Genomic DNA, 25,654 nt, shown 5'->3' on the forward strand with positions numbered 1-25,654 from the left:
TGTGAGCGCTTCGCAGAATTAAACAACCCGCTCCGGCTGGGGAGTCTTCTCAACGCGCGGCTTATAACGGAACAGAGGCAAGCAGATCTGGATAAGCGGGCCAATGGTCAGAGCATACGCGACGGTGCCTATCCCGAACGTTCCGCCCAACATGCACCCAATCAGCAGCACGGACACTTCAATCGAGGTACGTACACTGCGGATGGACCATCCCATACGGGCATGGATCCCGGTCATGAGACCGTCGCGCGGGCCCGCCCCGAAACCGGCACCGATATACATACCGGTGGCTATCGCGTTCACGACAATTCCGGCCACCAGCAGCGCGATACGCAGGGGCAGCGAGGTCACCTCGGGGATCAGGGCCATGGAGGCATCTGCCGCCAGGCCAATAATAATCACGTTACTGAGGGTTCCCAGACCAGGCATCTGACGCAGCGGGATCCACAGCAGGAGTACCGCCGCACCGGTTAAAATAATCACCATCCCAATGCTCAACCCCAGCTGGATCGCCACGCCCAGGTGGAAGACGTCCCACGGGTCGAGCCCCAGATCCGAACGAATAAACATCGTGGTTGAAAGCCCATACAGCCCTAAACCGACATACAGTTGTAGCAGACGACGTACCATTTTTTATCTTCTCCAGTGAACCAGGCTTTCATCTTGAGCGAAAATGGCATTATGATTAATGTCCAGTTTTCAAATAGTGGACTGCATATGTCATCTCGCCGCTTCGGAAGCCAGTCATTGGTACGCCTGTTAGGCCACTGGCAACAAACCTCGTCCCGGACCCCGCTCTGGCGTCAGCTGGCGGATGCGTTACGCCTGTTAATTCTTGATGGCCGACTGGCGCTTAACACCCGTCTACCCGGCGAGCGGGAGCTGGCCACTGCGCTGGATGTGAGCCGGACCACCATCAGCAGCGCACTCGCCCATCTGCGTGAGGAAGGTTATCTTGAAAGCCGCCACGGCAGCGGTTCACGCGTGATCCTGCCCGACACACGCGCCGTGCCAACCCTTTCAGCAGCCAGTGCCGCGCTGGATCTCTCCACCGCGGCGCTCAATGCCGGGCCTGAGATCCACCAGGCCTATACCCATGCGCTCACGGCCATTACGCAACATCTCTCGCTTACGGGTTACGATCAGCTTGGGTTGCCGGCGCTGCGGGAAGCCATCGCCGCACGCTATACCGCGCGGGGGCTTCCGACCCGGACAGACGAGGTGATGGTGGTCAATGGCGCGGTCAGCGGTTTTGCGCTGGTCCTGCGGATGATGACCGGTCCGGGGGATCGCGTCGTGGTCGATCATCCCACTTACCCGCTGGCGATCGCCGCCATTCAGGGAGCGCAGTGCCGTCCAGTGGGTGTGTCGCTGCCGGAAACGGGCTGGGATACCCATGGGTTTGCCGCAACGCTTGCCCAGACAGCGCCGCGCCTGGCCTACCTGATGCCCGATTTTCATAACCCGACCGGGCGATGCATGGATATTCCCACCCGTCAGGCAATCACCGAGATTGCCGCGCAAACCCGCACGACGCTGGTAGTAGATGAAACGATGGTGGATCTGTGGTTTGACTCGCCCCCACCGCCGCCGCTGGCGTCATTTAACCCTCAGGCCACCGTGATAACGTTAGGCTCCGCCGGAAAAAGTTTCTGGGGCGGCCTTCGTCTTGGCTGGATCCGTGCCTCCTCGCGCACCATCGCTACGCTTGCCCAGACGCGGGATACCCTGGATTTAGGATCGCCCATGCTCGAACAGCTGGCGACGCTGTGGCTTATCAATAACAGCGAAACGTTTTTGCCTGCTCGCCGGAAGATGCTGGCGGAACGGCGAGACCAATGCGGCGCGCTGTTGCGCGAGCACTTCCCTGAATGGACATTCCATGAAGCGGAAGGCGGGCTTTCCTACTGGATTGAACTGCCGGGGATGCTGGCAACACAGCTTGCTGCACGCGCAGAGATACTGGGAATCAACCTGGGGACCGGCACGCGGTTTGGTTTATCGGGTGCGTTTGATCGGTATTTACGTATGCCCTTTTCACTCGATCCGGCTGAGCTTGAACAGGCATTACTGAGAATTAAACCCTTGTGGCTCGCCCTGAATAAAAACGTGCCATCAATAAAAAGAAGTCTGGTTTGATATAAAAAATTTGAAGTGGATCATAAAATAAAAACTGCTGACTGTCACAGATACAGTCAGCAGTTTTCACCATTCAAGATTTAGTGCTGAGGAGGAATAGGAAAACCTTTCAGTGAAATAACGAAATTTTCACCGTCTTTCTTTATTTTTGCGCCGGTATCACACCAGTCAGACGCAATACGAAAGAACTCATCACTTCCTACATTCCAGCCAAGACGTACATGCTTCACGTAGCCTGAACGCAACAGATCGCAGGCCTCGTTGTAGTCACTGGCAGTTGACAGTTGTTGTTTCATTTTCTCTTCTTAAGAATTTTACGTAGAGCCTTGATTTCTTTAGGAGTAAATGGAGAAACACTCTCTTCTTCCGTATGCTGGTTATCAATATCCTCTTCCGATACTCCCGCCTCTTCTACCGCTTCGAATGCCAGCAGCAGCAGTTTCTCTGTCGTCACGCTTAAATTCTCGTTATTAACTTCAGCATAGTGGCGAAGTCTTTCTTTTAGCGCTTGATCAATCTTAACGTTTAACACCGCAGTAGCCATGTTTGTCACTTCCCTTCGGAATAAGTACTTTATTTAATACACGAACTTACCAATGTTATCCAGATATATATTTTTAAGTTATGACAGAAAAAAGACATCCGATATTAAAATGACAGTCTATTATTACAGGTTTATGACAGTAATATTTCAATGCAATGAAATATATATTACATGCAGTCAGTAAGGTCCTAATAACGTTGTGGATTAAAGGCTATTCGAAGCGAAGAGAAACAGGGAGAGTGTTGATGAGAGCAGAAATGGGTGGGGGCCCTGCCAGCTACATCCCGGCACACACGTCGTCTGCCCTGGCTGCTTCCTTCCGGACCTGACCTGGTGAACAGAGTAGCGTTGCGGGAGAACCAACAGAGCCCCCATTGAGAGCGTTGATAACCAACGCGCTGGCGCATTATCCCTGTGCTTACCGCCAATTGCAAGCGACCCGCAACTGGATGCTGGTTTCTTGCGCAAACTGGCGCAGCAATTGGGTTTATCTTCGTTTAACATGACTGTCCAGACATTCCCCACAGGTAGACGTATGGACGAACATGACTCCTTTCCACAACGCGTATGGCAAATTGTGGCCTCTGTGCCGGAAGGTTATGTCACCACCTATGGCGACGTAGCGCGTCTGGCCGGTTCTCCGCGTGCGGCGCGGCAGGTCGGTGGCGTACTGAAAAGGTTGCCGGAAGGAAGTACCCTGCCCTGGCATCGGGTGGTAAATCGTCATGGGGCGATCTCGTTGACCGGGCCGGATCTGCAGCGCCAGCGTCAGGCGTTACTGTCAGAAGGGGTGCAGGTGTCGGGGTCAGGACAGATTGATTTGCAAAAGTACCGCTGGGTGTATTAAACCCTCTCCCGAAGGAGAGGGTTAAGAGCGTTACATCTGGGTCGGAGGGGTTGGCAGAGACGGTTGGTTAGTCTGTGGCGCAACCGGCACTTCGGTTTGCTGTACCGGAACCAGGTTCAGGTCAACTTTTGTCCCGCCGTGGTTAATCGCTTCCTGCACCGTATCGGTGATAAACACCAGTTTATCGTTGATCGTTACTGCTGCGCTCAGGAGGATACGGGCATTAGGCTGCACGTCTGATGGGTTATACGGCAACACGAAGCTAAACGGTGCCTGCTTACCTTCCGTACGCACGGCACGCTGGGCCAATACTTTAGACGGCGCGTCTGCCAGGGAAGCATCAGACAGGGTTACCGTTAATACCGCATCTGGCGGTAACGCGACTTTTTGTTTAATCCAGATAGTCCCGGAAACGTTAGGCTGCTGAATGGACTGCTGTGAGAGTGTATTAATCCCGTTTGGATCTGCTGCTGGCACCGGCACCTGGGCGCTCTTTCCTGCACAGGCGGACAACGCCACCGCAATTGCTACACCACTTAGCATGGGCACGAGTTTCATTGAAGTCTCCTTATCATCAATGCACCAGCGGGATCGATCCCATCCGATGTCGTTTCAATCACATAACACAGGTAAGTTTGGCACAGATCACTGATTTATGCCTAAAATCGTCCAGATATTCAGATTATTCTACCCATCGGACCACTTTCATTTCTGCGTTATACTCTGCCTATCTTTCGCTACGGCGTTTATTGAGGACAACTATGAGTCAGGCACTGAACAATCTGCTGACATTACTGAATCTGGAAAAAATTGAGGAAGGACTCTTTCGCGGACAGAGCGAAGATCTCGGCTTACGCCAGGTCTTCGGCGGGCAAGTCGTAGGACAAGCGCTCTACGCAGCAAAGGAGACCGTCCCTGCAGACCGTCTGGTGCACTCATTTCACAGCTACTTCTTACGCCCTGGTGATAGCGCGAAACCCATCGTATATGACGTTGAGGTATTGCGGGATGGCAACAGCTTTAGCGCGCGTCGTGTCGCGGCGGTTCAGAATGGCAAGCCTATCTTTTACATGACCGCCTCGTTCCAGGCGCCGGAACCGGGTTATGAGCATCAGAAAACGATGCCACCCGCGCCGTCGCCAGACGATCTCAAATCCGAGACCGATATCGCCCGTGCGCTGGCGCATCTGCTTCCACCGCAGGTAAAGGAGAAGTTTCTCTGCGATAAACCGCTTGAGATCCGCCCTGTCGAATTCCATAACCCGATGAAAGGCCACACGGCCGAGCCAAAGCGTCAGGTCTGGATCCGCGCTAACGGCACCGTGCCCGCGGATTTCCGCGTTCATCAGTATCTGCTGGGTTATGCCTCAGATTTCAACTTCCTGCCGGTGGCGCTGCAGCCGCACGGCGTGGGCTTCCTTGAAAAAGGGATGCAGGTGGCCACCATCGATCACTCCATGTGGTTCCATCGTCCGTTCGACATGAACGAGTGGCTGCTCTACAGCGTGGAGAGTACCTCGGCGTCAAGCGCGCGCGGCTTTGTGCGCGGTGAGTTTTACACTCAGGATGGCGTGCTGGTCGCGTCGACGGTGCAGGAAGGGGTAATGCGTAACCGCGGGTGATGCTGTACTGCGGCCCTCTCCCGATGGGAGAGGGAACAAAACGAAAACGGCAACCCTGGGTTGCCGTTTTGCTTATCAGGCGTTGTACGCATTCTCGCCGTGGCTGTTGACGTCCAGACCTTCGCGTTCCTGCTCTTCCGGAACACGCAGACCGACGGTCATATCCGCCAGCTTATAGCCGATGAAGGCCACAACGGCAGACCACACGACGGTGATGGCGATACTTTCCAGCTGCACCAGCACCTGGTGAACCATGGTGACGCCTTCTGCGTAACCCACGCCGCCCAGCGATTTCGCCGCGAAGATACCGGTCATGATACAACCGACGATGCCGCAGACGCCGTGTACACCGAAGACATCGCACGGGTCATCGACGCGCAGAACACGTTTCAGCGCCGTCACACCCCACAGACCCGCCAGACCGGCGACCAACCCGACAAGCAGCGCGCCGCCAACACCGACGTAGCCACAAGCTGGCGTGATACCAACCAGACCGGCAATTGCACCTGAACAGGCACCCAGCAGCGAAGGCTTACCGCGTACCGCCCATTCACCAAACACCCATGAGAGGATCGCACCCGCCGTTGCCACAACCGTATTCACGAAGGCCAGTGCGGCGATTTCGTTTGCTGCGCTTGCTGAACCGGCGTTGAAGCCGAACCAGCCAAAGTAAAGGATCGCTGTACCGGTAAAGACCATTGGCAGGTTGTGCGGTTTGAACGCTTCTTTACCGAAGCCCACGCGTTTGCCAATCAGGTATGCCCCTACCAGGCCCGCCACCGCGGCGTTGATGTGTACAACGGTACCGCCTGCGAAGTCCAGCGCGCCATGGCTCGCCAGCAGACCGCCACCCCAGACCATGTGCGCAATCGGCACATAGGAGAGCGTCAGCCAGACCACCACGAAGATCAGGACGGCGGAGAAGCGAATACGCTCAGCCAGCGCACCGACGATCAGCCCGACGGTGATACAGGCGAACGAGCCCTGGAAGGCAACGTGAATATATTGATAGAAACTGCCCATCAGCGCGGTCAGTTCGATGTTTTTCAGCATGACCCAGTCAAAGTTTCCGAAGAACGCATTGCCCGTGCCGAAGGCCAGAGAGTAACCGTAGACCACCCACAACACGCAAACCAGCGCGAACGTGACGGCAACCTGCGTCAGCATGGAGAGAACGTTTTTGCCACGGATCAGGCCGCCGTAGAACAGCGCAATGCCCGGAATGGACATGAACAGCACCAGCGCGGTGCTGATCATCATAAAGGCGTTATCGGCTTTGTCTGCCACCGCAGGGGCAGCCAGTGCCAGGCCCGGCAGCAGTGCCAGCGAACCCAGACCCGTTTTGATTGTTGCTATCTTCATTTTCTCGATCCCTATCACTGTGTGCCAGGAGTTACTTACAGTGCCGCTTCGTCAGATTCGCCGGTACGGATGCGAATGACGCGCTGCAATTCGGCAACGAAAATTTTGCCGTCGCCAATTTTGCCGGTGTAGGCCGCTTTGCTAATGACATCAATAACTTCATCAAGCTGGTCATCAGCAATCGCGACATCAATTTTTACTTTTGGCAGGAAGTTAACGCTGTATTCTGCCCCGCGGTAAAGCTCGGCATGACCCTTCTGACGACCAAAGCCTTTCACTTCGGTGACAGTCAGTCCCTGAATACCCATGGAAGACAATGCTTCACGCACGTCTTCGAGTTTGAATGGTTTGATTACAACCGTAACCAGCTTCATAGATCCCCTCCAGTCAGAATTCGGTAATGGCCGCCGCTAATACGCAGAAGACATTGCAAGGGGTGTGCCAGAAATGAAAACCTGAGGGAAACGCGCTGCAATGAGCATTACACGAGCATGTTTAACGAACCGGTGAAAAAAAACGCACCATGACAGTGCACGGTGCGTTTCAGTTTTGCACCAACAGTAATGACTGTTAGCGCGCTGCCTTGTTTTGGTGCATCAGGCGCTGAGGGACTCGTCCTCACGCACGCTGGCGGCCAGCTCTTCACCGGCCAGCTGCAGCTGATACATCTGCCAGTAGCGCCCTTTTGCTTCCAGCAGCTCCCGGTGCGTACCGCGTTCGACGGCCTGACCGCGATGCAGCACCAGGATGGTGTCTGCGTCGACAATCGTTGAAAGACGGTGTGCGATAACCACCAGCGTCGTGTGGTCACGCACCGCGGCCAGCGCCAGCTGGATAGCCTGCTCAGTACCAGAGTCAATGCTGGCGGTCGCTTCGTCGAGTATCAGCACCTGCGGCGTTTCAATCAGCACCCGCGCCAGGGCCAGAAGCTGCTTTTGTCCCACCGAGAGGTTATTCCCCTGCTCACCAAGCCGGGTATTGATCCCATCGCTAAAGCCGCGCGCCAGCTCTGCCAGCTGCACGGTTTCCAGCACATCCCACACCTGTTGCTGGGTATAATCCCGCCCCAGGGTGACGTTGGCGTAAAAGGTATCGGCCATGACCACCGGGTCTTGCTGCACCATTGCAACGCCTTTGCGCAACACATTGTGGCTCAGTGATGCGAGCGGACGACCATCAATGCGGATTTCCCCCTGACTAACCGGGTAATAGCCCATCAACAGGCTGGCGAGGGTACTTTTGCCGCTGCCGGTATGCCCCACCAGCGCCACAAAGCCGCGCGACGGCACATCAAGAGAGATGTCCTGCAACACCAGACGGTCTTCACGATAAGCAAACGAGACCTTATCAAACGTAATCTCTCCGCTTTGCAAAGGACGCTCATCATCGCCGTAGGTCTGACGTGGCCGGTCCATCAGTTCGAACACGCGCTCCCCCGCCACCACGGCCTGTTGTAACATAGACTGCTGGGTGGTGAGTTCTATCAACGGTTCATTAAGGCGTCCCAGATAGCTGATAAAAGCGTACAGAACCCCAACTTCAATTGTTCCGTTCGCGCTCATCCCGAAAAGCATCAGCAGGCCACAGAGAACCAGCGCCGAGAAGAGGCTCAGCAGCGGACGCAGCAGGAAACCGTCCAGTCGCAGCGTCTGCATGCGCGCCATATAGTGCGACCGGCTGGCTTCCCCCATGCGTTCACCAAAGCGTGCCTGCTGGCGGAACTGCTGAATGACGCTCATGCCGTTGATCACTTCGTTGAAGCCATCGTTGATATCGGCCAGATAGGCCCGCACCCGACGCACAATCGGCGTGCTGTAGCGTTGATAGATGACCATTACAATCAATACGGCCGGGAAGATGGTGATCGCCACCAGAGCCATACGCCAGTTGAGGCTGAACATCGCCACCAGCATGGCGCCAATCAGCGCCGCGCTGCGCAGCACGGTTGCCACGACGGTGACATACAGATCGCGGATCACCTCGGTATCGTTGGTCACCCGGGATATCACCTGCCCAACCGGCTGGGTATCAAACTCGCTCAACGGCTGGCGCAGTGCCGCATCCATCACATCCGTACGTAGCTTCTGCACCACGCCCACGGCCGCCCGGTTAAAGAGCAGAGACTGGGCGTAATGCAGTGACGCCGCAGTCAGCTGTAGCCCAACGTAGGCCACACCTAACCCCGCGACGAGCCCCAGCGGCAAATAGCTTTTCGCCACCATATTGTCGATAAAGTAGCTGATGAGCAGCGGACCGCTCACTTCTGCAATCGCGGCAATCCACAGCAACAGCACGGCAAGTGAAAGCGGTTTTCGCCACGGAGAACCATAGGCCAGCAGGCGTTTTAGCGTCGGCCACTGCGTCACGGTCTTACGCATTAGCGTTCTCCTCATCCTGTTCCGGGGCGTCGTCCAGCGCCGCTTCAAGCTGCTGATAACGATACATATCGCGATACCAGCCCGGTTGCTCCGCAAGCTGTTCATGCTGTCCGCGCTGGGCAATGTGCCCGTGCTGTAATACCAGAATTTCATTGGCTTCCGTCAGCGCCGACAACCGGTGTGCACTGATGATCACCGTCCTTCCATCCCCCCACTGTCGCAGGTTATGCAGGATCTGGTGCTCGGTGCGGCCATCGACGGCGGAGAGCGCATCATCAAGGATCAGGATTTCGGCATTCAGCAGCAGCGCGCGGGCAATCGAGAGACGCTGTTTTTGCCCGCCGGAAAGCATAACGCCACGCTCACCCACTTCCGTTTCATAGCCCTGTGGCAGACGCAGAATATCGTCATGGACGCTGGCCAGGCGCGCGACGTGCTCAATCTCTTCCTGAGTCGCCGCCGGGCGTCCGAGGGCAATATTATTCGCCACGGTGTCAGAAAAGAGAAACGGCGTCTGGCTGACCACCGCCAGACGACCGCGCCAGTCATCGAGCAGCAGGTTCGTCAACGGAATATCATGGAAGCGAATATCGCCCTGCGTGACGTCAAAGTGACGTTGAATCAGGGAGAGTACGGTACTTTTCCCGGCGCCTGTCGGACCGCAGATACCGAGCATCTGACCCGGTTTGAGCGTAAAGCTGACGTTCTCCAGTACCGTATGTTCCGTTTGCGGATACACAAACTTACGGACGTCGACATTCATCACGCCGCGCCCTTCCGGTACCGATTCGCTACCGTCATTCACCACTGGCGCTTCGGCAAGCATCGCGCGAATACGGCTGTAGGCGGCGCTGCCGCGCTCTACAATGTTAAACATCCAGGCCAGTGCCAGCATCGGCCATATCATCAGCCCCAGGTACATGGCAAAGCTGGTCAATTGCCCGAGGGTTAGCGAGCCCTGCACCACCATCCAGCTCCCGCCACCAATGGCCAGCAGGTTTGCCATGCCAATCGCGACATAGATTGTCGGGTCAAACCGCGCATCGATACGCGCAACGCGCATGTTCTTCGCCCCCGTGTCGGCGGCATCGGCTGCAAACAGCGCGGATTGTCGATCTTCCAGGCCAAAAGCTTTGATCATGCGGATGCTGGTCATGCTCTCCTGCGTACGGTCATTCAGCGAGGAAAACGCCGCCTGCGCCAGCTTGAAGCGCTCATGAAGCTGTTCGCCATAGCGGTTGATCGCCAGCGCCATCAGCGGCATAGGCAGCAACGCCAGCAGCGTGAGCTGCCAGCTTATCTGGGTGGACATCACAATCAGAACCGCACAGCCCATCACCAAAGAGTCCACCAGCGTTAACACCCCTTCCCCGGCGGCAAACACGACGCGGTCAACGTCATTGGTGGCGCGAGCGATAAGATCCCCGGTGCGATGACGCAGGTAGAACTCGGGATGCTGGCGGCTCAGCTGACGATAAAAATCTTCACGCAATTCGACGGCCAGCTGATAGGACGCGCCAAACAGCAGTACCCGCCAGACGTAGCGCAGCAGATAGACAATGATGGCCGTCAGCACCAGCGTGCCGACCCACATCAACACCCGTGCGGTGGTGTAATGCTGTTCTGTAACGCCATCCACCACGTATCCCACCACTTTCGGTGGAATTAACTGCAGGATAGCAATGATAATAAGCAGGGCCACAGCGCCGAGGTAGCGTTGCCACTCCCGACGAAAGTACCAGCTTAATTGGGCAAATAATCGCACGCGGTTTGTTCCTGAAGGTATGGATCCGGCTACGCCGGGAAGTTATTCAATTAATCAATGGGTAGTGCTGTGGTGTATTTAATCTGTTCCATGGCGAAGCTCGAGGTGACGTCCGACAAGCCCGGTACGCTGTTCACCAGCCGCTTGTAAAAATCATCATAACGCTTCATGTCTGCCACCTGGACGCGCATCAGATAGTCATACTCTCCCGCCATGCGCCAGAAACCGAGCACCTCCGGCATCTCGGAGACCTGTGTTACGAAGCGGCTGTACCACTCGCTGCTGTGATGTTGGGTTTTTATCAGGACAAATGCCGTCAACCCAAGCCCCAGTTTTTCGGGATCTAAAAGCGCGACTCGCCCCAGAAGGATGCCGTCATCTTCAAGCTTCTTGAGACGCTTCCAGCACGGCGTGGTGGTCAGATTAACGGCATCTGCCAGTGCCTGCAAAGAGAAGGTACAATCACTTTGCAGTAAAGAAAGCAGCTTACGGTCTATTTTATCTAGCATACCCACCTCACAGAGAAAAATTTTCTCCCTTCATTCTATTTTAAAGGCCATATAGCAACAATTTTTTCTGTGCTTTTCGCTATGCTGGGCACAAAATGACAAACGGATAAATACGATGAATAGCGCCTGGGTTAAACATGCCATCAGCGAAATCAATGCCGACTATCAGCGCTCGGCGGACACCCATCTCATTCGCCTGGCTCTGCCGGGCTTTGCTGGCATCCAGCTGTACCTGAAAGATGAAAGCACCCATCCCACCGGTAGCCTGAAGCATCGCCTGGCGCGTTCGCTCTTTTTATACGGTTTGTGTAACGGCTGGATTAAGGAGGGAACCACGATTATTGAATCCTCCTCCGGTTCAACCGCTGTATCCGAAGCCTACTTTGCCCGCCTGCTGGGCCTGCCGTTTATCGCCGTGATGCCCTCCTGCACCGCGAAACGAAAAATTGAGCAGATTGAATTTTACGGTGGACGCTGCCACTTTGTGGAAAGCGCCTGCGAAATTTACGCCGCGTCTGAAATGCTGGCCCGTGAGCTGAATGGCCACTATATGGACCAGTTCACCTTTGCGGAGCGAGCCACAGACTGGCGCGGCAATAACAACATTGCCGACAGTATTTTCCGCCAGATGACCCACGAACCTCACCCTGTTCCGTCGTACATCGTGATGAGCGCCGGTACTGGCGGCACCTCAGCCACTCTGGGACGTTACATCCGCTGTCAGGGCTATGATACGCAGCTGATGGTGGTGGATCCGCAGAACTCGGTGTTCCTGGACTACTGGCAAAGCCGCAATGCCGATCTGCGCAGCCCGGTGGGCAGTAAGATTGAAGGAATTGGCCGCCCGCGCGTGGAGCCTTCATTCATTCCGGACGTGGTGGATGAAATGCTCCGCGTGCCGGATGCCGCCAGCGTGGCAACCGCGCACTGGCTGGAGACACAAATTGGTCGTAAAGTCGGTGCATCTACCGGCACCAACATGTGGGGAGCCCTGCAGCTTGCGGCTCGCATGCGTGAAGAGGGGCGCACCGGCTCTATCGTCACCCTGCTCTGCGACAGCGGCGAGCGCTATCTTGAGACCTATTACAATGCGCAGTGGGTTCAGGCAAACATCGGCGATATTGAGCCGTGGAAAGCGCAGATTATGCAACTGGTGAAATAAAAAAAAGCCAGACCGGGGTCTGGCTTGCTGGAAGGGTCTCACTATTCGGGGGAATATGGGAGGTTGTTGTTGTCCAGCCAATGCGTCAAAAAATGAGACACTGCTTCGTTACCGCAGTGCCCGATAACCGGTAGATGGGGAAGCTCTGCCTTCAACTGCGGCATCGCATTTCCCATGATCAGACCGCGACCAACGCTGCCCAGCATTTCGCGGTCGTTCATGGCGTCGCCAAACGCCATACATTCCTGCATCGTTAAGCCCAGGTGATCGCTCAGTACCGCCAGCGCCGATCCTTTATTACACCCAACCGGCAAAACCTCGAGACAGTCCACCGCTGAAAAGGTCAGGTGCGCCCGGTCGCCTAACGCGTCATTCAGCTGAATGCGTAAGCGACAAAGATCGTCATGATCGCCGCAGAAACAGATCTTCGTCACCGCGTGAGCCGGAATACGGCGCAGATCGATAAGCTGATAGCGGAAACCACTGTAGACATGGGCGTGCAGCAATGCCGGAATGTCATGCCCGGTAAACCAGCCGTTATCGTTAAAGACATGAACGCTGGCCCGGGTGTCCCAGGTGCTGTGCAATACGATATCTGCCACTTCCGGGTTGAGATCCTGACGGTGGAGAACATCGCCTTCGACAGAGTGAATGCGTGTCCCGTTGCCGGTAATAAGAAAAGCATCCAGGGAAAATGCCCCCATTAAATGGCGCATCTCCAGCACATGACGGCCGGTGGCAAACGTCAGGGTGACATCACGTTCGTGCAGGCGCTTCAGGGTACTCAGGGTTTTCTCACCCAGACGGTGATCCGGCATTAACAACGTACCGTCCATATCAAACGCAGCGAGACGAGCCATGATTACTCCTGAAATGTGATGCGGTTAACTTGTGCATCAGTATTGCGTGAGATATACGGAAGTAATAGTGAATAGATGATAATTATTGTTCAGGGTTTCTCATGCGCCAGCTTAACCGACTCAACCAGTACCACCGTTTGTGGCAGCCTTCCGCTGGCGCGACGCAGCAGGCCACCATCAGCGAGCTGGCCGCCCGCTGCTTTTGCAGCGAACGGCATGTCCGTACATTACTCCGTCAGGCGCAGGAGGCGGGCTGGCTTAGCTGGCGAGCGCAGTCTGGCCGCGGTAAGCGTGGGGAGCTGACTTTCCACGTCACCCCGGAGTCACTGCGCAATGCGATGATGGAAGAGGCACTGAAGAGTGGGCAGCAGCATAACGCGCTTGAGCTGGCCCAGCTGGCACCGGAGGAGCTGCGGTCACTGCTTCATCCGTTTTTAGGCGGCCAGTGGCAAAACGATACGCCGACGCTGCGCATTCCCTATTACCGCTCGCTGGATCCACTGCATCCCGGCTTTTTGCCCGGTCGGGCGGAACAGCATCTGGCAGGACAGGTTTTTTCCGGGCTGACGCGTTTTCACGGTAACAGCAGCGAACCGACAGGCGATCTTGCCCATCACTGGGACGTGTCGGAGGACGGGCTGCGCTGGCATTTTTATATTCGCTCCACGCTTCACTGGCATAACGGTGATAAAGTCGAAACGGCCCAGTTACAGGAGAGTCTGAATGCGATGTTGACGCTCCCGGCCATGCACAGGCTTTTTCAGAGCGTGCTGCGCATTGAAGTTACCCATCCGCAGTGTCTGACGTTTATTTTACACAAGCCCGACTACTGGCTGGCGCATCGGCTAGCAACCTATTGCAGCCGTGTGGCGCACCCGGCACAACCGATGACAGGCAGCGGACCTTTCAGGCTCACCGCGTATAAGCCGGACCTGGTTCGTCTGGAAAGCCATGAGCAGTATCACCTTAGCCACCCGCTACTGAAGGCCATCGAGTTCTGGATCACCCCTCAGCTATTTGATCAGGGGCTTGGAACCAGCTGCCGGCATCCGGTACAAATCGCCATCGGGGAGCCTGACGAACTGACCCGTTTGCGGCTGGTGAGTAACAGCATCAGCCTGGGGTTTTGCTACCTCACGCTGAAGCGCAGCCCGCGTCTTAGCGAAATGCAGGCAAGACGCCTTATCAACATCATTCACCTCTCAACGCTTCTGCATACTCTTCCTCTGGATGAGGGGCTTATCACCCCAACGCAGGAGTTGCTGCCGGGCTGGCGTATTCCTGAGTGGCCGGATCTCACGGATGTCCCTTTGCCTGAGACGCTGACCCTGATTTACCATCTGCCCGTTGAGTTACATACCATGGCGAGTCAGCTAAAAGCGTATCTTTCCCGCCAGGGCTGCGCGTTAACGGTCATCTTTCACGATGCCAAAACGTGGGACGGATGTCAGCATCTTGCCGACGCGGACCTCATGATGGGAGACAGGCTGATTGGCGAAGCACCGGAATACACCCTTGAGCAGTGGCTTCGCTGCGATGCGCTATGGCCGCACCTGCTGAGCGCACCGCAATATGCCCATCTGCAGGCGACACTGGATGCCGTTCAGACCCAGGCTGACGAGCATGCCCGGCATCGCGGGCTGAAAGCTATTTTCACCCAACTCATGGAGAGCGCGGTGCTGACACCGTTGTTTAACTACCAGTACCAAATCAGCGCGCCCCCGGGAGTCAATGGCATACGGCTTAACACCCGCGGCTGGTTCGATTTCACCGAAGCCTGGCTCCCGGCCCCCAAATCGTGAAGAAGCTGGTCGTCGCCGTAGTCAGACGGTAACATGATGTTTTTACCGTAACTGTCGAGATGATTTATGAAACGTGCCGTCGTCGTGTTCAGCGGAGGACAAGATTCCACTACCTGCCTGGTTCAGGCGCTTCATCAGTACGATGAAGTTCACTGTGTCACTTTCGATTATGGTCAGCGACATCGCGCTGAAATCGACGTCGCCCGTGAACTGGCGCTGAAACTGGGCGCGCGCGCGCATAAGGTGCTGGACGTTACGCTGTTAAATGAACTGGCCGTCAGTAGCCTCACCCGCGACAGTATTCCCGTTCCTGACTATGAACCTGATGCCAGCGGCATTCCGAACACCTTTGTGCCAGGCCGCAACATTCTCTTCCTGACGCTGACGGCGATCTACGCCTACCAGGTGAAAGCCGAAGCGGTGATCACGGGCGTGTGTGAAACCGACTTCTCCGGGTACCCTGACTGCCGTGACGAGTTCGTGAAGGCTCTCAACCACGCCGTGAATCTGGGGATGGCAAAAGAGACGCGCTTTGAAACGCCACTGATGTGGCTTGATAAAGCGGAAACCTGGGCGCTGGCAGACTACTGGGGCAAACTGGACATGGTTCGCAGCGAAACCCTTACCTGCTACAACGGCATTAAAGGTGATGGTTGTGGCCAGTGTGCGGCCTGTAATCTGCGCGCAAACGGGCTGAATCACTATCTGGCCGACAAAGCGGGCGTGATGTCGGCGATGAAGAAAAAAACCGGGCTCAAATAAGCCTCTTTGACCGTGCTGGCGAACAGAATATCGACAGCACGGGTCATGAACACAACGCGTCTAGACGATCATCAACTGCAGTTTTTCCCGCAACTCCCCTTCCAGCGGCAACGCTTTCTGGGTTTTCAGATCAATACAGACAAAGGTGATCAGCGCGTCGGCAACGGCCTGGCCTTCAGGATCCAGCGTCACCGCCTGGGTTAACACGCCGCTCTTGCCGTTTAACTGTTGAAGCTGGCTGGTGATGGTCAGCACATCTCCCAGCACGGCCGGACGACGGTAGTTGATATTGATGTTGACGACCACGAACGCGATGTTGTGCGCGGTCATCCACTGAAAGCTTTCGCTGCTTTCCAGACCGTCCCAGCGCGCTTCTTCAAGAAACTCAAGATAACGGGCGTTGTTGACGTGCTGGTAAACATCGATGTGGTAGCCGCGTACTTTGATTTTTGTCTGCATAGCGCAATAGCCTTTACTGTTGTTATAGGATAAGAGGTCATGACTGGTATGACCTCTTTATCCTGGCAAAATTTTGCCGCCGTGCAAGTAATTATGTGATTACAACGTCAGGTGTGAGAGGTTGCGCTCAACCAGCGCCCCGCCCATACCGGGCACTTGCTTAAGATCGTCAACCGTTTTGAAAGGACCGTACTCTTCGCGATAGCTGACTATCGCCTGCGCTTTTTTTAGCCCTACGCCATTCATCACCCGGGCGAGATCCTCTGCCGATGCCGAATTGATACTGACTCGCGTACCGTCATCATCCGCGCTTTTTCCGGCATCCGTGGCTTTCGTCTGGCCAGCTGCGGGTGCCGCTGCGTCAGACCTGGTTTGCACCGCCGGTGTTTTCGCCGCAGGTGTCGTCGCCAGCGCACCTGCGCTCATCCCGGTGGTGGCAATCGCCAGAGTAATGAACAGAGCCTTGATTCCACATTTCATGCTGTTATCTCCTTGTTTGTTGACAGCCAGGCCACAATATCCAGCGTTATAACCCGGCACAAACGGCAGATTGCAGAAATGGAAAAGGCCGCGAAAGCGGCCTTTAGTTATTGCAGAGCGTTACGAAAATATGCGAGCAAATACGTAATTATTGCTGCTGAGTCATCACGTCACCGAGCTTGATTTTGGCTTCTGTGCGCAGGTTGCTCATCATCGCTTCGAAAGCAATCTGGGCATTGTTCTGGGTAATACCCTGCACCATCGCTTTCTTCTGCTCTTCAGGCATCGTGCCTGCTTTCACATCGTCCAGCGCGAGCAGAACGACGTTACCCTGCATATCGGTAGTGGTACCGAAGCTTGGTTTGTCCTTCGCAGGCAGGCTCAGACCGAACGCTGCCTGACTGACAGGATCCTGACCGGTACGGCTCAGCGTTTTTGGCTCACCGAAGCTCAGACCTGCCGCTTTCAGTGCATCCTGTTTACCCGCTTTCAGGTCAACCAGAATCTTCTCAGCATCCAGTTTTGCCTGCTGTTCCGCTTTGTTGTGCTTAACCTGAGCAACCACCTGATCTTTCACTTCTGCCAGCGGTTTAATCGCTTCTGGTTTGTGCTCGCTGACGCGAAGAACAAACGCACGATCGCCGTCTACGGTAATGATGTCAGAGTTGCTGCCCGGCGTGCCATTCTCGCCAACCAGACCACCGTTGAAGATGGCATCAGCAACCGGTTTGAAATTCAGCTCTTCCGGCAGGTTGTTACGACCGAACCAGCCGGTCTCAACCGCTTTCACCCCTGCAGCCTGCTCAGCACCCGCCAGAGATTCGTTGTCGTTGCTGGCAGCATCACTGACTTTCTGTTGCAGCGCGTAGTATGCATCCAGCGCTTTTTCCTGCTTCACTTTCGCTGCGATATCATCGCGAACGTCAGCCAGCGGCTTGGTTTTCGCGGCCTCGATGTCATCCAGACGCGCCACCAGGAAACCAACGGAAGATTTAATGACACCCGAAAGCTGGCCTTTATCTTTCAGACCGGCATTTTTCAGTTCGTCAGGCGTGGTGCTCTCTTCCAGCCAGCCCATATCACCGCCGTTTTTAGCAGAGATAATATCGGTGGATTTTGCTTTCGCGAGGGAGGCGAAATCAGCGCCCTTATTCAGCTCATCCAGCACGGCTTTGGCGTCTGCCTCAGTTTTGGTCTGGATCACGCTGTAGCGGTTACGCTGCGGCTGAGTGAACTGATCCTGATGCTGATCGTAATAAGACTGAATTTCCGCGTCAGAGGCTGTTTCCTGCAGCGCGGCAGCATCCAGCTTGATGTAGCTCACACGGAACTGTTCTGGAGCAACGAAGTTATTCTTGTTCTGCTCGTAATAGGCGTTAATGTCCGCGTCGCTAACCTGCTGCTTCGCCGCCAGAGCATTCACATCGATGGTCGCTTCACGTACCACGCGCTGCTGTGCAACCAGGGCTGCCAGCTCTTCCGTCTCACCTTTGAGCATGAAATCAGTGCCAACGACGGCATTGATGAGCTGTTGGGTTGTCAGTTGATTACGCAGAGCCTGAGCGTATTGATCGGCAGTCATGCCCATCTGATTAATGATGCCGTTGTAACGCGCATTGTCGAATTTGCCGTTAGACTGGAATGCCTGAGTCGATAAGATGGCTTTTTTAACCTGCTCATCGCTGATGCCCAGGCCCAGTTTTTTCGCGTATTGATCCAGCAGCGCTTCGTCGATCAGACGGTTCAGGGTCTGTTGGCGCAGGGATTTCATATACCCTTCGTTTGCCGCGAGTTCAGAGAATTGGTCGCCCAGCTGTTGCTGCATACGGTTACGTTCACCGGCAAAAGCATTCTCGAACTGACCACGGCTGATCTCCTGGCCATTCACTTTTGCGGCATAGTTCGCGCCACCGCCGATAAGGTAACTGCTCACGCCGGTCAATATGAACGACACGATAATGATACCGAAAATAATCTTGAGCACGAGACTGTTAGCAGCCGTGCGTAAGCTGTCCATCATGGTGTAACAACACTCCGCTGTAGGTGACTGGTTACCTGACGCTAACGGAAAATCCTGCCCGTCGCGCGTAAAGGCGTATTGTGACAAGAAAACGGTGCGATTGTCAGCCCACAACTCGCATAAACTCGCACAAATCAGGCCTGGACAAACAAAAAAGGCACATCAAATGATGCGCCCTTGTACTATTCGGCTTCCCTGAGATGGGAAAGCAATCAGTTTACTGCGTCTTTCAGCGCTTTACCTGCACGGAAACCCGGCACTTTAGCGGCAGCAATGGTGATCTCTTTACCGGTCTGAGGGTTGCGGCCAGTACGGGCAGCACGCTCTTTAACAGCAAAAGTACCGAAGCCTACCAGTGCAACGTCGTCCCCAGCCTGCAGAGATTCAGTAACAGAAGCAATTAATGCATCTAACGCACGTCCAGCTGCAGCTTTAGAAATATCAGCACCAGCAGCAATTTTGTCAATCAGTTGAGATTTATTCACTGTTCTCTTCCTCTCTTTATAATTTATATCGCGCCTGAATCCTTCACAACGCGACCGCGCAGCAGTTATATCAGGCCTGCCATGACCTTACAACACCCGTTGTTGATGGCTGGCCTAATCAGCAATCTAAATTAGCTATACAAAAAAAGGCTGGCAAGTGCGAAATGACTTACCAGCCTTACTTTTATTGACGCTCTTTGCGCGAGGTCACTATTTTGCGGTTACAACCTGCATTCCGGAAGGTTCATTCTGCAGGGCGAGAGTCAGAACTTCCTCAATTCGCTTCACAGGATGAATCTGCAGATCGGCAATCACGTTGTCCGGAATCTCTTCCAGATCGCGTTTATTTTCGTAAGGGATCAATACGGTTTTGATCCCACCACGGTGTGCCGCCAGCAGTTTTTCTTTTAACCCACCGATTGGCAGCACCTGGCCACGCAACGTGATCTCACCGGTCATTGCCACATCGGCACGCACCGGGTTGCCGGTAAGGCAGGAAACCAGTGCGGTACACATGGCAATACCTGCGCTTGGGCCATCTTTCGGCGTTGCCCCTTCAGGCACGTGCACGTGGATATCGCGTTTCTCGTAGAAATCAGGGTTGATGCCCAATTTCTCCGCACGCGCGCGTACCACGGTCAGCGCGGCCTGAATCGACTCCTGCATCACTTCACCCAAAGAGCCGGTGTAGGTCAGCTTGCCTTTACCCGGGACACAGGCGGTTTCAATGGTCAGCAGATCGCCACCCACTTCCGTCCATGCCAGACCGGTGACCTGGCCCACGCGGTTTTCATTGTCCGCGCGACCATAGTCAAAGCGCTGAACGCCCAGATAGGCATGCAGGTTGTCGCCATTGATCACGATGTGTTTCAGGCTCTTATCCAGCAGCAGCTGTTTAACCGCCTTACGGCACAGTTTAGAGATTTCGCGCTCAAGGCTACGCACGCCCGCTTCACGGGTGTAGTAGCGGATGATGCCAATAATCGCGCTGTCCTCAACGGTCAGCTCGTTGGCTTTCAGCGCGTTACGCTCAATCTGCTTCGGCAGCAGGTGCCGTTTCGCAATGTTCAGTTTTTCGTCTTCGGTATAACCGGAGAGACGAATCACTTCCATACGGTCCAGCAGCGGCGCCGGAATGTTCATGGAGTTCGAGGTCGCGACAAACATGACATCGCTCAGGTCGTAATCCACTTCGAGGTAGTGATCGCTGAACGCCACGTTCTGTTCTGGATCAAGAACTTCCAGCAAAGCAGACGCCGGATCGCCACGCATGTCCGAAGACATTTTGTCGATCTCATCGAGCAGGAACAGCGGGTTTTTAACGCCCACTTTCGCCATCTTCTGGATCAGTTTACCCGGCATAGAACCGATGTAGGTACGACGGTGACCGCGGATCTCCGCTTCATCGCGTACGCCACCCAGCGCCATACGGATATACTTACGTCCGGTCGCTTTGGCGATGGACTGACCCAGAGAGGTTTTCCCTACCCCCGGTGGTCCCACCAGGCACAGAATCGGGCCTTTGATTTTGTTCACACGGCTCTGGACTGCGAGGTACTCAAGAATGCGGTCTTTCACGCGCTCAAGGCCGTAGTGGTCGGTATCCAGGATCTCCTGCGCCTGACGCAGGTCTTTTTTGACCTTGCTGCGGGCATTCCAGGGAACCTGAACCATCCATTCGATATAGCCGCGCACGACGGTCGCTTCAGCCGACATTGGAGACATCATTTTCAGCTTCTGCAGTTCTGCTTCGGCTTTCTCTTTGGCCTCTTTCGGCATTTTCGCCGCGTCGATCTTACGCTTCAGCGCTTCGTTTTCGTCCGGCGCGTCATCCATCTCGCCGAGCTCTTTCTGAATGGCTTTCATTTGCTCATTCAGATAGTACTCACGCTGAGATTTCTCCATCTGCTTTTTAACGCGGTTACGAATACGCTTCTCAACCTGCAGCAGATCGATCTCAGACTCCATCATCGCCATCAGATATTCCAGACGTTCGTTAACGTCGGACATCTCCAGCACGGACTGTTTGTCAGCCAGCTTCAGCGGCATGTGTGCAGCGATGGTGTCCGCCAGACGCGCAGGATCGTCGATGCTGTTCAGCGACGTCAGCACTTCTGGTGGGATTTTCTTGTTCAGCTTGATATAGCCTTCGAACTGGCTAATCGCGGTGCGCACCAGCACTTCCTGCTCGCGCTCATCCAGCTGAGGTGATTCAAGGTACTCTGCCTTGGCAGAGAAATGCTCGCCATCGTCAGACAGGGTGGTAATACGCGCACGCTGCAAGCCTTCTACCAGCACCTTAACGGTGCCGTCAGGCAGCTTCAGCATCTGCAAAATAGAGGCCACGGTCCCGACGGTGAAAAGATCGTTTACACCCGGCTCATCCGTTGATGCTTCTTTCTGCGCCACCAGCATGATTTTTTTATCATGATCCATGGCGGCTTCGAGGCAACGGATAGATTTTTCCCGCCCTACAAATAAGGGTATGACCATGTGCGGATAAACCACCACATCGCGCAACGGCAATACGGGGATTTCAATGCGTTCAGAACGCTCAGGATTCATAGAGCTCTCTCTTAGTTTAGTGTCCGCCAGGTAAACTGGTCATGTCACTGTGCTTCACATAACCATTAACATGTATCCAGTATATGGGGATGTTTCCCACACATTCAACGCCGCGTATACGGAAAAATAAAAGGGGAGATAAAATCCCCCCTTTTTGATTAACTGCTTGTATGATTTGGTGAATTATTCGCCAGATGCCTGTTGCGCTTCCGGCTTGCCATAAATCAGCAATGGCTTGGTCTGGCCGCTAATGACCGACTCATCAATCACCACTTTCTCAACATCTTCCATCGACGGCAGATCGTACATGGTGTCAAGCAGCGCCGCTTCCACGATAGAACGCAGGCCACGCGCACCGGTTTTACGGATCATCGCTTTCTTGGCAATCGCGTCCAGCGCTTCGTCACGGAATTCCAGCTCAACGCCTTCCAGATTGAACAGCGCCTGATACTGCTTGGTCAGCGCATTTTTCGGCTCTTTCAGGATCTGAATCAGCGCGTCTTCACTCAGTTCGTTCAGCGTTGCCACAACAGGCAGACGGCCAATGAACTCAGGAATCAGACCAAACTTGATCAAGTCTTCTGGCTCAACCTGTGACAGCAGCTCGCCTTCGTTCGGCTTTTCGGACGAGGCTTTCACCGTCGCGCCAAAACCAATGCCGGAGCCGGTTTCAACACGGTGAGAGATCACTTTATCCAGACCGGCAAACGCACCACCACAGATGAACAGGATCTTGGACGTATCAACCTGCAGGAACTCCTGCTGAGGATGTTTACGGCCACCCTGCGGTGGAACGGCTGCAACCGTACCTTCGATCAGCTTCAGCAACGCCTGCTGCACGCCCTCACCCGATACGTCACGGGTAATGGACGGGTTGTCAGATTTACGGGAGATCTTGTCGATCTCATCGATGTAAACAATCCCGCGCTGCGCTTTCTGTACATCGTAATCGCATTTCTGCAGCAGTTTCTGGATGATGTTTTCTACGTCCTCACCCACATAACCGGCTTCGGTCAGGGTGGTGGCATCGGCCATTGTGAACGGAACATCCAGCAGACGCGCCAGCGTTTCAGCCAGCAGCGTTTTACCGGAGCCGGTTGGGCCGATCAGCAGAATATTACTTTTACCCAGTTCTACGCCATTGCTGGTATCACCGTTACGCAGGCGTTTATAGTGGTTGTATACCGCCACGGCGAGCACTTTTTTCGCCTGCTCCTGACCGATGACATAGTCGTCAAGATGATGACGAATTTCATGCGGCGTTGGCAGCGCGCTGCGCTCGCGGTGAGGTGCTACTTCTTTAATCTCTTCGCGAATAATGTCGTTACATAAGTCAACACATTCGTCGCAGATATACACGGACGGCCCGGCAATCAGTTTACGCACTTCATGCTGGCTTTTGCCGCAAAAAGAGCAGTACAGCAGTTTGCCCGAACCATCTTTGCGTTTATCTGTCATGAGTCCAAACCTCTTTTTAAGTTCTTTGTGCCGCACATGACGACGCAAATGCCATTTTCAGACGCAAGCTGCTTTTAGCAACATGCCGCCCTACCTGAGTATAGCGGCACACTCGCGTCACGGGCATCAATTACGATGGGTCAAAACGGAGTCGACTAAGCCGTACTCAACAGCCTCAGAGGCAGAGAGGAAACGATCGCGCTCGGTATCGCGCTCGATCTGCTCAAGAGATTGACCCGTATGCTGCGCCATAAGTTCATTCATGCGCGCTTTTACTTTCAGAATTTCGCGGGCGTGGATTTCAATATCCGTCGCCTGCCCCTGATAACCCCCCAGCGGCTGGTGAATCATCACGCGGGAATTTGGCAGGCAGAAACGCTTACCTTTAGCCCCTGCGGTTAACAGGAACGCACCCATAGATGCAGCCTGACCCATACAGATAGTGCTGACATCTGGCTTGATGAATTGCATGGTGTCATAAATGGACATACCTGCCGTGATCACGCCGCCCGGGGAGTTAATGTACAGGTAAATGTCTTTTTCCGGGTTTTCCGCTTCCAGAAACAGCATCTGCGCCACGATCAGGTTAGCCATGTGGTCTTCCACCTGGCCGGTCAAAAAGATAACGCGCTCCTTGAGCAGACGGGAATAGATATCAAAAGAACGCTCACCACGTGAGGTCTGTTCAATAACCATTGGCACCAGAGCCATATGGGGTGCAAAGTTATCTCGTTCGCCACTGTATGACATTTCCGTCTCCTGGATCAAAATTGAAAACACCTGCTGTACTGATTGTAACCTTACGGACGGATTATCAGCCAGTCTCAATCATCGTGATTACACACTTATGGGGTTCATACTGCCCTATTTCAAGCATAACAACCTTTTGTTGTTACGCTAACACTGAAAGGGCGTTTTAGCACTCTTCCTGGGGTAAAGCAGTGATAAAAAAAACCCGTCGCCGGAAGGCAACGGGTTTTTTGTTCAAACTTTAAACCCTGGGGGCGAAATTACGCCTGCTGGTTCATCAGTTCGTTGAAAGAGGTCGCTTTTTCGGTCACTTTCGCTTTCGCCAGTACCGCTTCAACAGCCTGCTCTTCCAGGGCAACATTGCGCATGTTGTCCATCAGCTCTTTGTTCTTACCGTAGAACTCGATCACTTCTGATGGATCTTCGTATGCAGAAGCCATCTCTTCGATCAGGCCTTTCACACGCTCTTCGTCAGCTTTCAGCTCGTGGGTACGAATCACTTCGCCCAGCAGCAGGCCAACAACAACGCGGCGTTTAGCTTGCTCTTCGAACAGCTCGCGTGGCAGTTCCATCGCTTGCTGCTGGTTGCCACCGAAACGCTGTGCAGCCTGACGGCGCAGAACGTCGATTTCGCTGTCAATCAGGGCAGCCGGAACGTCGATTTCGTTCGCTTTTACCAGACCGTCAATCGCCTGAGATTTCACACGGTTACGTACAGCGCCGTTCAGCTCACGTTCCATGTTTTTACGCACTTCGGTACGCAGACCGGCTACAGAACCATCTTCCACGCCGAAACGCTTGATGAATTCTTCAGTCAGTTCAGGCAGTTCGCGCTCTTCAACTTTCTTCAGGTTGATAACGAACTTCGCTGCTTTACCTTTCAGGTTTTCAGCGTGGTACTCTTCCGGGAAGGTCACGTCGATGGTGAACTCTTCGCCCGCTTTGTGACCTTTGATACCGTCTTCGAAGCCTGGGATCATACGACCCTGGCCCATTGCCAGTACGAAGTCAGACGCTTTACCGCCTTCGAACTCTTCGCCGTCTACAGAACCGGTGAAGTCGATGGTCACACGGTCTTCCGCGTCAACAGCACCTTCTTTCTCTTTCCAGTTCGCCTGCTGCTTACGCAGAGTGTCCAGCATGCCGTCAACGTCTTCGTCAGTCACGGAAACAACAGGTTTTTCAACTTCGATAGATTCCAGACCTTTCAGCTCAACTTCCGGGTACACTTCGAACTCTACGGAGTAGGTGAAGTCTTCGCCCTGTTTGTATTCGCCTGGAACGTAATTCGGCGCACCGGCCGGATTAATTTTTTCTTTGATGATCGCATCAATAAAGTTGCGGCTCATCAGTTCACCCAGCACATCCTGACGCACGGAAGCGCCATAACGCTGAGCAACAACATTCATCGGTACTTTGCCCTTACGGAAGCCGTCAATACGTACTTTTTTTGCTACGTTGACCAGCTCGCTTTTCACAGCAGTTTCGATGCTGTCAGCAGCGATAGTAATCGTTACACGGCGGCCAAGGCCTTGAGTGGTTTCAACTGAAACTTGCATCTTGTTACCTCAAAAAAATCACAGTGCTCGGTCAACTCTGAATCTGTCTGTTATACCGGGATGCTCTCTTAGTGCAGATTCACATTCCCTGTCGCCAGAATCATCCCGAAGACATTCATTAAGACG

General features: G+C 54.4%; 23 protein-coding genes, 1 other RNA gene and 1 pseudogene. 6 read left to right on the forward strand and 19 right to left on the reverse strand.

The window, feature by feature from the left end; translation table 11 throughout:
- Positions 1-18: 18 nt before the first annotated feature.
- Positions 19-630, reverse strand: a complete 612-nt coding sequence (locus tag HV157_RS09125) for a membrane protein (protein WP_032677524.1) — start codon at positions 628-630, stop codon at positions 19-21.
- A gap of 87 nt (positions 631-717) precedes the next feature.
- Here HV157_RS09125 and HV157_RS09130 point away from each other — a divergent pair, with 87 nt between their 5' ends.
- A complete protein-coding gene (locus HV157_RS09130; protein ID WP_025204848.1) occupies positions 718-2,139 on the forward strand; it encodes a PLP-dependent aminotransferase family protein in 1,422 nt (473 codons plus the stop codon).
- Positions 2,140-2,219: 80 nt separating this feature from the next.
- Here HV157_RS09130 and HV157_RS09135 read toward each other — a convergent pair whose 3' ends face one another.
- The 3 genes from HV157_RS09135 to ffs all read right to left on the reverse strand — a co-directional run bounded on the left by HV157_RS09135 (position 2,220) and on the right by ffs (position 3,048).
- The gene (locus HV157_RS09135; protein ID WP_014168888.1) at positions 2,220-2,435 is read right to left on the reverse strand and encodes a hypothetical protein; all 216 of its coding nucleotides are present in this window, start codon (positions 2,433-2,435) and stop codon (positions 2,220-2,222) included.
- A complete protein-coding gene (locus tag HV157_RS09140) occupies positions 2,432-2,683 on the reverse strand; it encodes a hypothetical protein (protein ID WP_020885198.1) in 252 nt (83 codons plus the stop codon). Before HV157_RS09140 ends, HV157_RS09135 begins: the two co-directional genes overlap by 4 nt.
- Before the next feature lie 268 nt (positions 2,684-2,951).
- An RNA gene (gene ffs / locus HV157_RS09145) (signal recognition particle sRNA small type) lies at positions 2,952-3,048 on the reverse strand.
- 167 nt (positions 3,049-3,215) lie between these two features.
- Between ffs and HV157_RS09150 the strand changes: the two are divergent.
- A pseudogene (locus HV157_RS09150) lies at positions 3,216-3,530 on the forward strand (MGMT family protein); the annotation flags it as partial.
- 30 nt (positions 3,531-3,560) lie between these two features.
- Here HV157_RS09150 and HV157_RS09155 read toward each other — a convergent pair.
- On the reverse strand, positions 3,561-4,088 hold the full coding sequence (locus HV157_RS09155; protein WP_014168885.1) for a YbaY family lipoprotein: 528 nt from the start codon (positions 4,086-4,088) through the stop codon (positions 3,561-3,563).
- A 203-nt stretch (positions 4,089-4,291) separates the two neighbouring features.
- Here HV157_RS09155 and tesB point away from each other — a divergent pair, with 203 nt between their 5' ends.
- Complete coding sequence (gene tesB / locus HV157_RS09160) at positions 4,292-5,152, forward strand: acyl-CoA thioesterase II (protein ID WP_020885200.1); 861 nt, start codon at positions 4,292-4,294, stop codon at positions 5,150-5,152.
- A 75-nt stretch (positions 5,153-5,227) separates the two neighbouring features.
- On the opposite strand, the gene amtB is transcribed toward tesB, so the two are convergent.
- From amtB to HV157_RS09185, 5 genes are all read right to left on the reverse strand, one after another.
- Positions 5,228-6,514 (reverse strand): ammonium transporter AmtB, encoded by a 1,287-nt coding sequence (gene amtB / locus HV157_RS09165; protein ID WP_020885201.1) that lies wholly within the window; start codon positions 6,512-6,514, stop codon positions 5,228-5,230.
- A gap of 35 nt (positions 6,515-6,549) precedes the next feature.
- Entirely contained in the window at positions 6,550-6,888 is a 339-nt protein-coding gene (gene glnK / locus HV157_RS09170; protein WP_008503304.1) for a P-II family nitrogen regulator, read from the reverse strand.
- A gap of 222 nt (positions 6,889-7,110) precedes the next feature.
- Positions 7,111-8,892, reverse strand: coding sequence for a SmdB family multidrug efflux ABC transporter permease/ATP-binding protein (locus HV157_RS09175; RefSeq protein WP_020885202.1), 1,782 nt, complete (start codon positions 8,890-8,892; stop codon positions 7,111-7,113).
- Positions 8,885-10,657 (reverse strand): SmdA family multidrug ABC transporter permease/ATP-binding protein, encoded by a 1,773-nt coding sequence (locus HV157_RS09180; protein WP_032681552.1) that lies wholly within the window; start codon positions 10,655-10,657, stop codon positions 8,885-8,887. The genes HV157_RS09175 and HV157_RS09180 overlap by 8 nt, the downstream gene beginning before the upstream one ends.
- A gap of 50 nt (positions 10,658-10,707) precedes the next feature.
- On the reverse strand, positions 10,708-11,166 hold the full coding sequence (locus HV157_RS09185; RefSeq protein ID WP_182268254.1) for an Lrp/AsnC family transcriptional regulator: 459 nt from the start codon (positions 11,164-11,166) through the stop codon (positions 10,708-10,710).
- Between the two features lie 115 nt (positions 11,167-11,281).
- On the opposite strand from HV157_RS09185, the gene HV157_RS09190 reads away from it, so the two are divergent.
- Entirely contained in the window at positions 11,282-12,328 is a 1,047-nt protein-coding gene (locus HV157_RS09190; protein WP_032677522.1) for a PLP-dependent cysteine synthase family protein, read from the forward strand.
- 41 nt (positions 12,329-12,369) lie between these two features.
- Here the strand turns inward: HV157_RS09190 and cof are convergent, their stop codons facing one another.
- Positions 12,370-13,188, reverse strand: a complete 819-nt coding sequence (cof, locus tag HV157_RS09195; protein ID WP_047355643.1) for an HMP-PP phosphatase — start codon at positions 13,186-13,188, stop codon at positions 12,370-12,372.
- 101 nt (positions 13,189-13,289) lie between these two features.
- On the opposite strand from cof, the gene HV157_RS09200 reads away from it, so the two are divergent.
- A complete protein-coding gene (locus HV157_RS09200; protein ID WP_059306738.1) occupies positions 13,290-14,990 on the forward strand; it encodes an SgrR family transcriptional regulator in 1,701 nt (566 codons plus the stop codon).
- Between the two features lie 66 nt (positions 14,991-15,056).
- Positions 15,057-15,752, forward strand: a complete 696-nt coding sequence (queC, locus tag HV157_RS09205) for a 7-cyano-7-deazaguanine synthase QueC (protein ID WP_014168876.1) — start codon at positions 15,057-15,059, stop codon at positions 15,750-15,752.
- 60 nt (positions 15,753-15,812) lie between these two features.
- Here the strand turns inward: queC and HV157_RS09210 are convergent, their stop codons facing one another.
- From HV157_RS09210 to tig, 8 genes are all read right to left on the reverse strand, one after another.
- A complete protein-coding gene (locus HV157_RS09210; protein WP_014168875.1) occupies positions 15,813-16,211 on the reverse strand; it encodes a YbgC/FadM family acyl-CoA thioesterase in 399 nt (132 codons plus the stop codon).
- A gap of 99 nt (positions 16,212-16,310) precedes the next feature.
- Positions 16,311-16,691 (reverse strand): helix-hairpin-helix domain-containing protein, encoded by a 381-nt coding sequence (locus tag HV157_RS09215; RefSeq protein ID WP_040016787.1) that lies wholly within the window; start codon positions 16,689-16,691, stop codon positions 16,311-16,313.
- 148 nt (positions 16,692-16,839) lie between these two features.
- Complete coding sequence (gene ppiD / locus HV157_RS09220) at positions 16,840-18,711, reverse strand: peptidylprolyl isomerase (RefSeq protein ID WP_025204855.1); 1,872 nt, start codon at positions 18,709-18,711, stop codon at positions 16,840-16,842.
- Positions 18,712-18,923: 212 nt separating this feature from the next.
- Positions 18,924-19,196: a nucleoid-associated protein HU-beta gene (gene hupB, locus HV157_RS09225; RefSeq protein WP_002444653.1), complete on the reverse strand. Its 273-nt coding sequence runs from the start codon at positions 19,194-19,196 to the stop codon at positions 18,924-18,926.
- 210 nt (positions 19,197-19,406) lie between these two features.
- Positions 19,407-21,761: an endopeptidase La gene (gene lon, locus HV157_RS09230; protein WP_014168872.1), complete on the reverse strand. Its 2,355-nt coding sequence runs from the start codon at positions 21,759-21,761 to the stop codon at positions 19,407-19,409.
- A 183-nt stretch (positions 21,762-21,944) separates the two neighbouring features.
- Complete coding sequence (gene clpX, locus HV157_RS09235; protein WP_020885209.1) at positions 21,945-23,219, reverse strand: ATP-dependent protease ATP-binding subunit ClpX; 1,275 nt, start codon at positions 23,217-23,219, stop codon at positions 21,945-21,947.
- A gap of 126 nt (positions 23,220-23,345) precedes the next feature.
- The gene (clpP, locus tag HV157_RS09240) at positions 23,346-23,969 is read right to left on the reverse strand and encodes an ATP-dependent Clp endopeptidase proteolytic subunit ClpP (RefSeq protein WP_020885210.1); all 624 of its coding nucleotides are present in this window, start codon (positions 23,967-23,969) and stop codon (positions 23,346-23,348) included.
- Between the two features lie 260 nt (positions 23,970-24,229).
- Positions 24,230-25,528, reverse strand: a complete 1,299-nt coding sequence (tig, locus tag HV157_RS09245; RefSeq protein ID WP_014168868.1) for a trigger factor — start codon at positions 25,526-25,528, stop codon at positions 24,230-24,232.
- Positions 25,529-25,654: the final 126 nt, after the last annotated feature.

Source organism: Enterobacter sp. RHBSTW-00318, assembly GCF_014101375.1.
Lineage (GTDB): Bacteria > Pseudomonadota > Gammaproteobacteria > Enterobacterales > Enterobacteriaceae > Enterobacter > Enterobacter ludwigii.

What these genes read in the sequence shown, in the direction of transcription:
- HV157_RS09125 (WP_032677524.1), bottom strand. Translation starts at nt 630, where the DNA reads ATGGTACGTCGTCTGCTACAACTGTATGTCGGTTTAGGGCTGTATGGG.
- HV157_RS09130 (WP_025204848.1), top strand. Translation starts at nt 718, where the DNA reads ATGTCATCTCGCCGCTTCGGAAGCCAGTCATTGGTACGCCTGTTAGGC.
- HV157_RS09135 (WP_014168888.1), bottom strand. Translation starts at nt 2,435, where the DNA reads ATGAAACAACAACTGTCAACTGCCAGTGACTACAACGAGGCCTGCGAT.
- HV157_RS09140 (WP_020885198.1), bottom strand. Translation starts at nt 2,683, where the DNA reads ATGGCTACTGCGGTGTTAAACGTTAAGATTGATCAAGCGCTAAAAGAA.
- HV157_RS09155 (WP_014168885.1), bottom strand. Translation starts at nt 4,088, where the DNA reads ATGAAACTCGTGCCCATGCTAAGTGGTGTAGCAATTGCGGTGGCGTTG.
- tesB (WP_020885200.1), top strand. Translation starts at nt 4,292, where the DNA reads ATGAGTCAGGCACTGAACAATCTGCTGACATTACTGAATCTGGAAAAA.
- amtB (WP_020885201.1), bottom strand. Translation starts at nt 6,514, where the DNA reads ATGAAGATAGCAACAATCAAAACGGGTCTGGGTTCGCTGGCACTGCTG.
- glnK (WP_008503304.1), bottom strand. Translation starts at nt 6,888, where the DNA reads ATGAAGCTGGTTACGGTTGTAATCAAACCATTCAAACTCGAAGACGTG.
- HV157_RS09175 (WP_020885202.1), bottom strand. Translation starts at nt 8,892, where the DNA reads ATGCGTAAGACCGTGACGCAGTGGCCGACGCTAAAACGCCTGCTGGCC.
- HV157_RS09185 (WP_182268254.1), bottom strand. Translation starts at nt 11,166, where the DNA reads ATGCTAGATAAAATAGACCGTAAGCTGCTTTCTTTACTGCAAAGTGAT.
- HV157_RS09190 (WP_032677522.1), top strand. Translation starts at nt 11,282, where the DNA reads ATGAATAGCGCCTGGGTTAAACATGCCATCAGCGAAATCAATGCCGAC.
- cof (WP_047355643.1), bottom strand. Translation starts at nt 13,188, where the DNA reads ATGGCTCGTCTCGCTGCGTTTGATATGGACGGTACGTTGTTAATGCCG.
- HV157_RS09200 (WP_059306738.1), top strand. Translation starts at nt 13,290, where the DNA reads ATGCGCCAGCTTAACCGACTCAACCAGTACCACCGTTTGTGGCAGCCT.
- queC (WP_014168876.1), top strand. Translation starts at nt 15,057, where the DNA reads ATGAAACGTGCCGTCGTCGTGTTCAGCGGAGGACAAGATTCCACTACC.
- HV157_RS09210 (WP_014168875.1), bottom strand. Translation starts at nt 16,211, where the DNA reads ATGCAGACAAAAATCAAAGTACGCGGCTACCACATCGATGTTTACCAG.
- HV157_RS09215 (WP_040016787.1), bottom strand. Translation starts at nt 16,691, where the DNA reads ATGAAATGTGGAATCAAGGCTCTGTTCATTACTCTGGCGATTGCCACC.
- ppiD (WP_025204855.1), bottom strand. Translation starts at nt 18,711, where the DNA reads ATGATGGACAGCTTACGCACGGCTGCTAACAGTCTCGTGCTCAAGATT.
- lon (WP_014168872.1), bottom strand. Translation starts at nt 21,761, where the DNA reads ATGAATCCTGAGCGTTCTGAACGCATTGAAATCCCCGTATTGCCGTTG.
- clpX (WP_020885209.1), bottom strand. Translation starts at nt 23,219, where the DNA reads ATGACAGATAAACGCAAAGATGGTTCGGGCAAACTGCTGTACTGCTCT.
- clpP (WP_020885210.1), bottom strand. Translation starts at nt 23,969, where the DNA reads ATGTCATACAGTGGCGAACGAGATAACTTTGCACCCCATATGGCTCTG.
- tig (WP_014168868.1), bottom strand. Translation starts at nt 25,528, where the DNA reads ATGCAAGTTTCAGTTGAAACCACTCAAGGCCTTGGCCGCCGTGTAACG.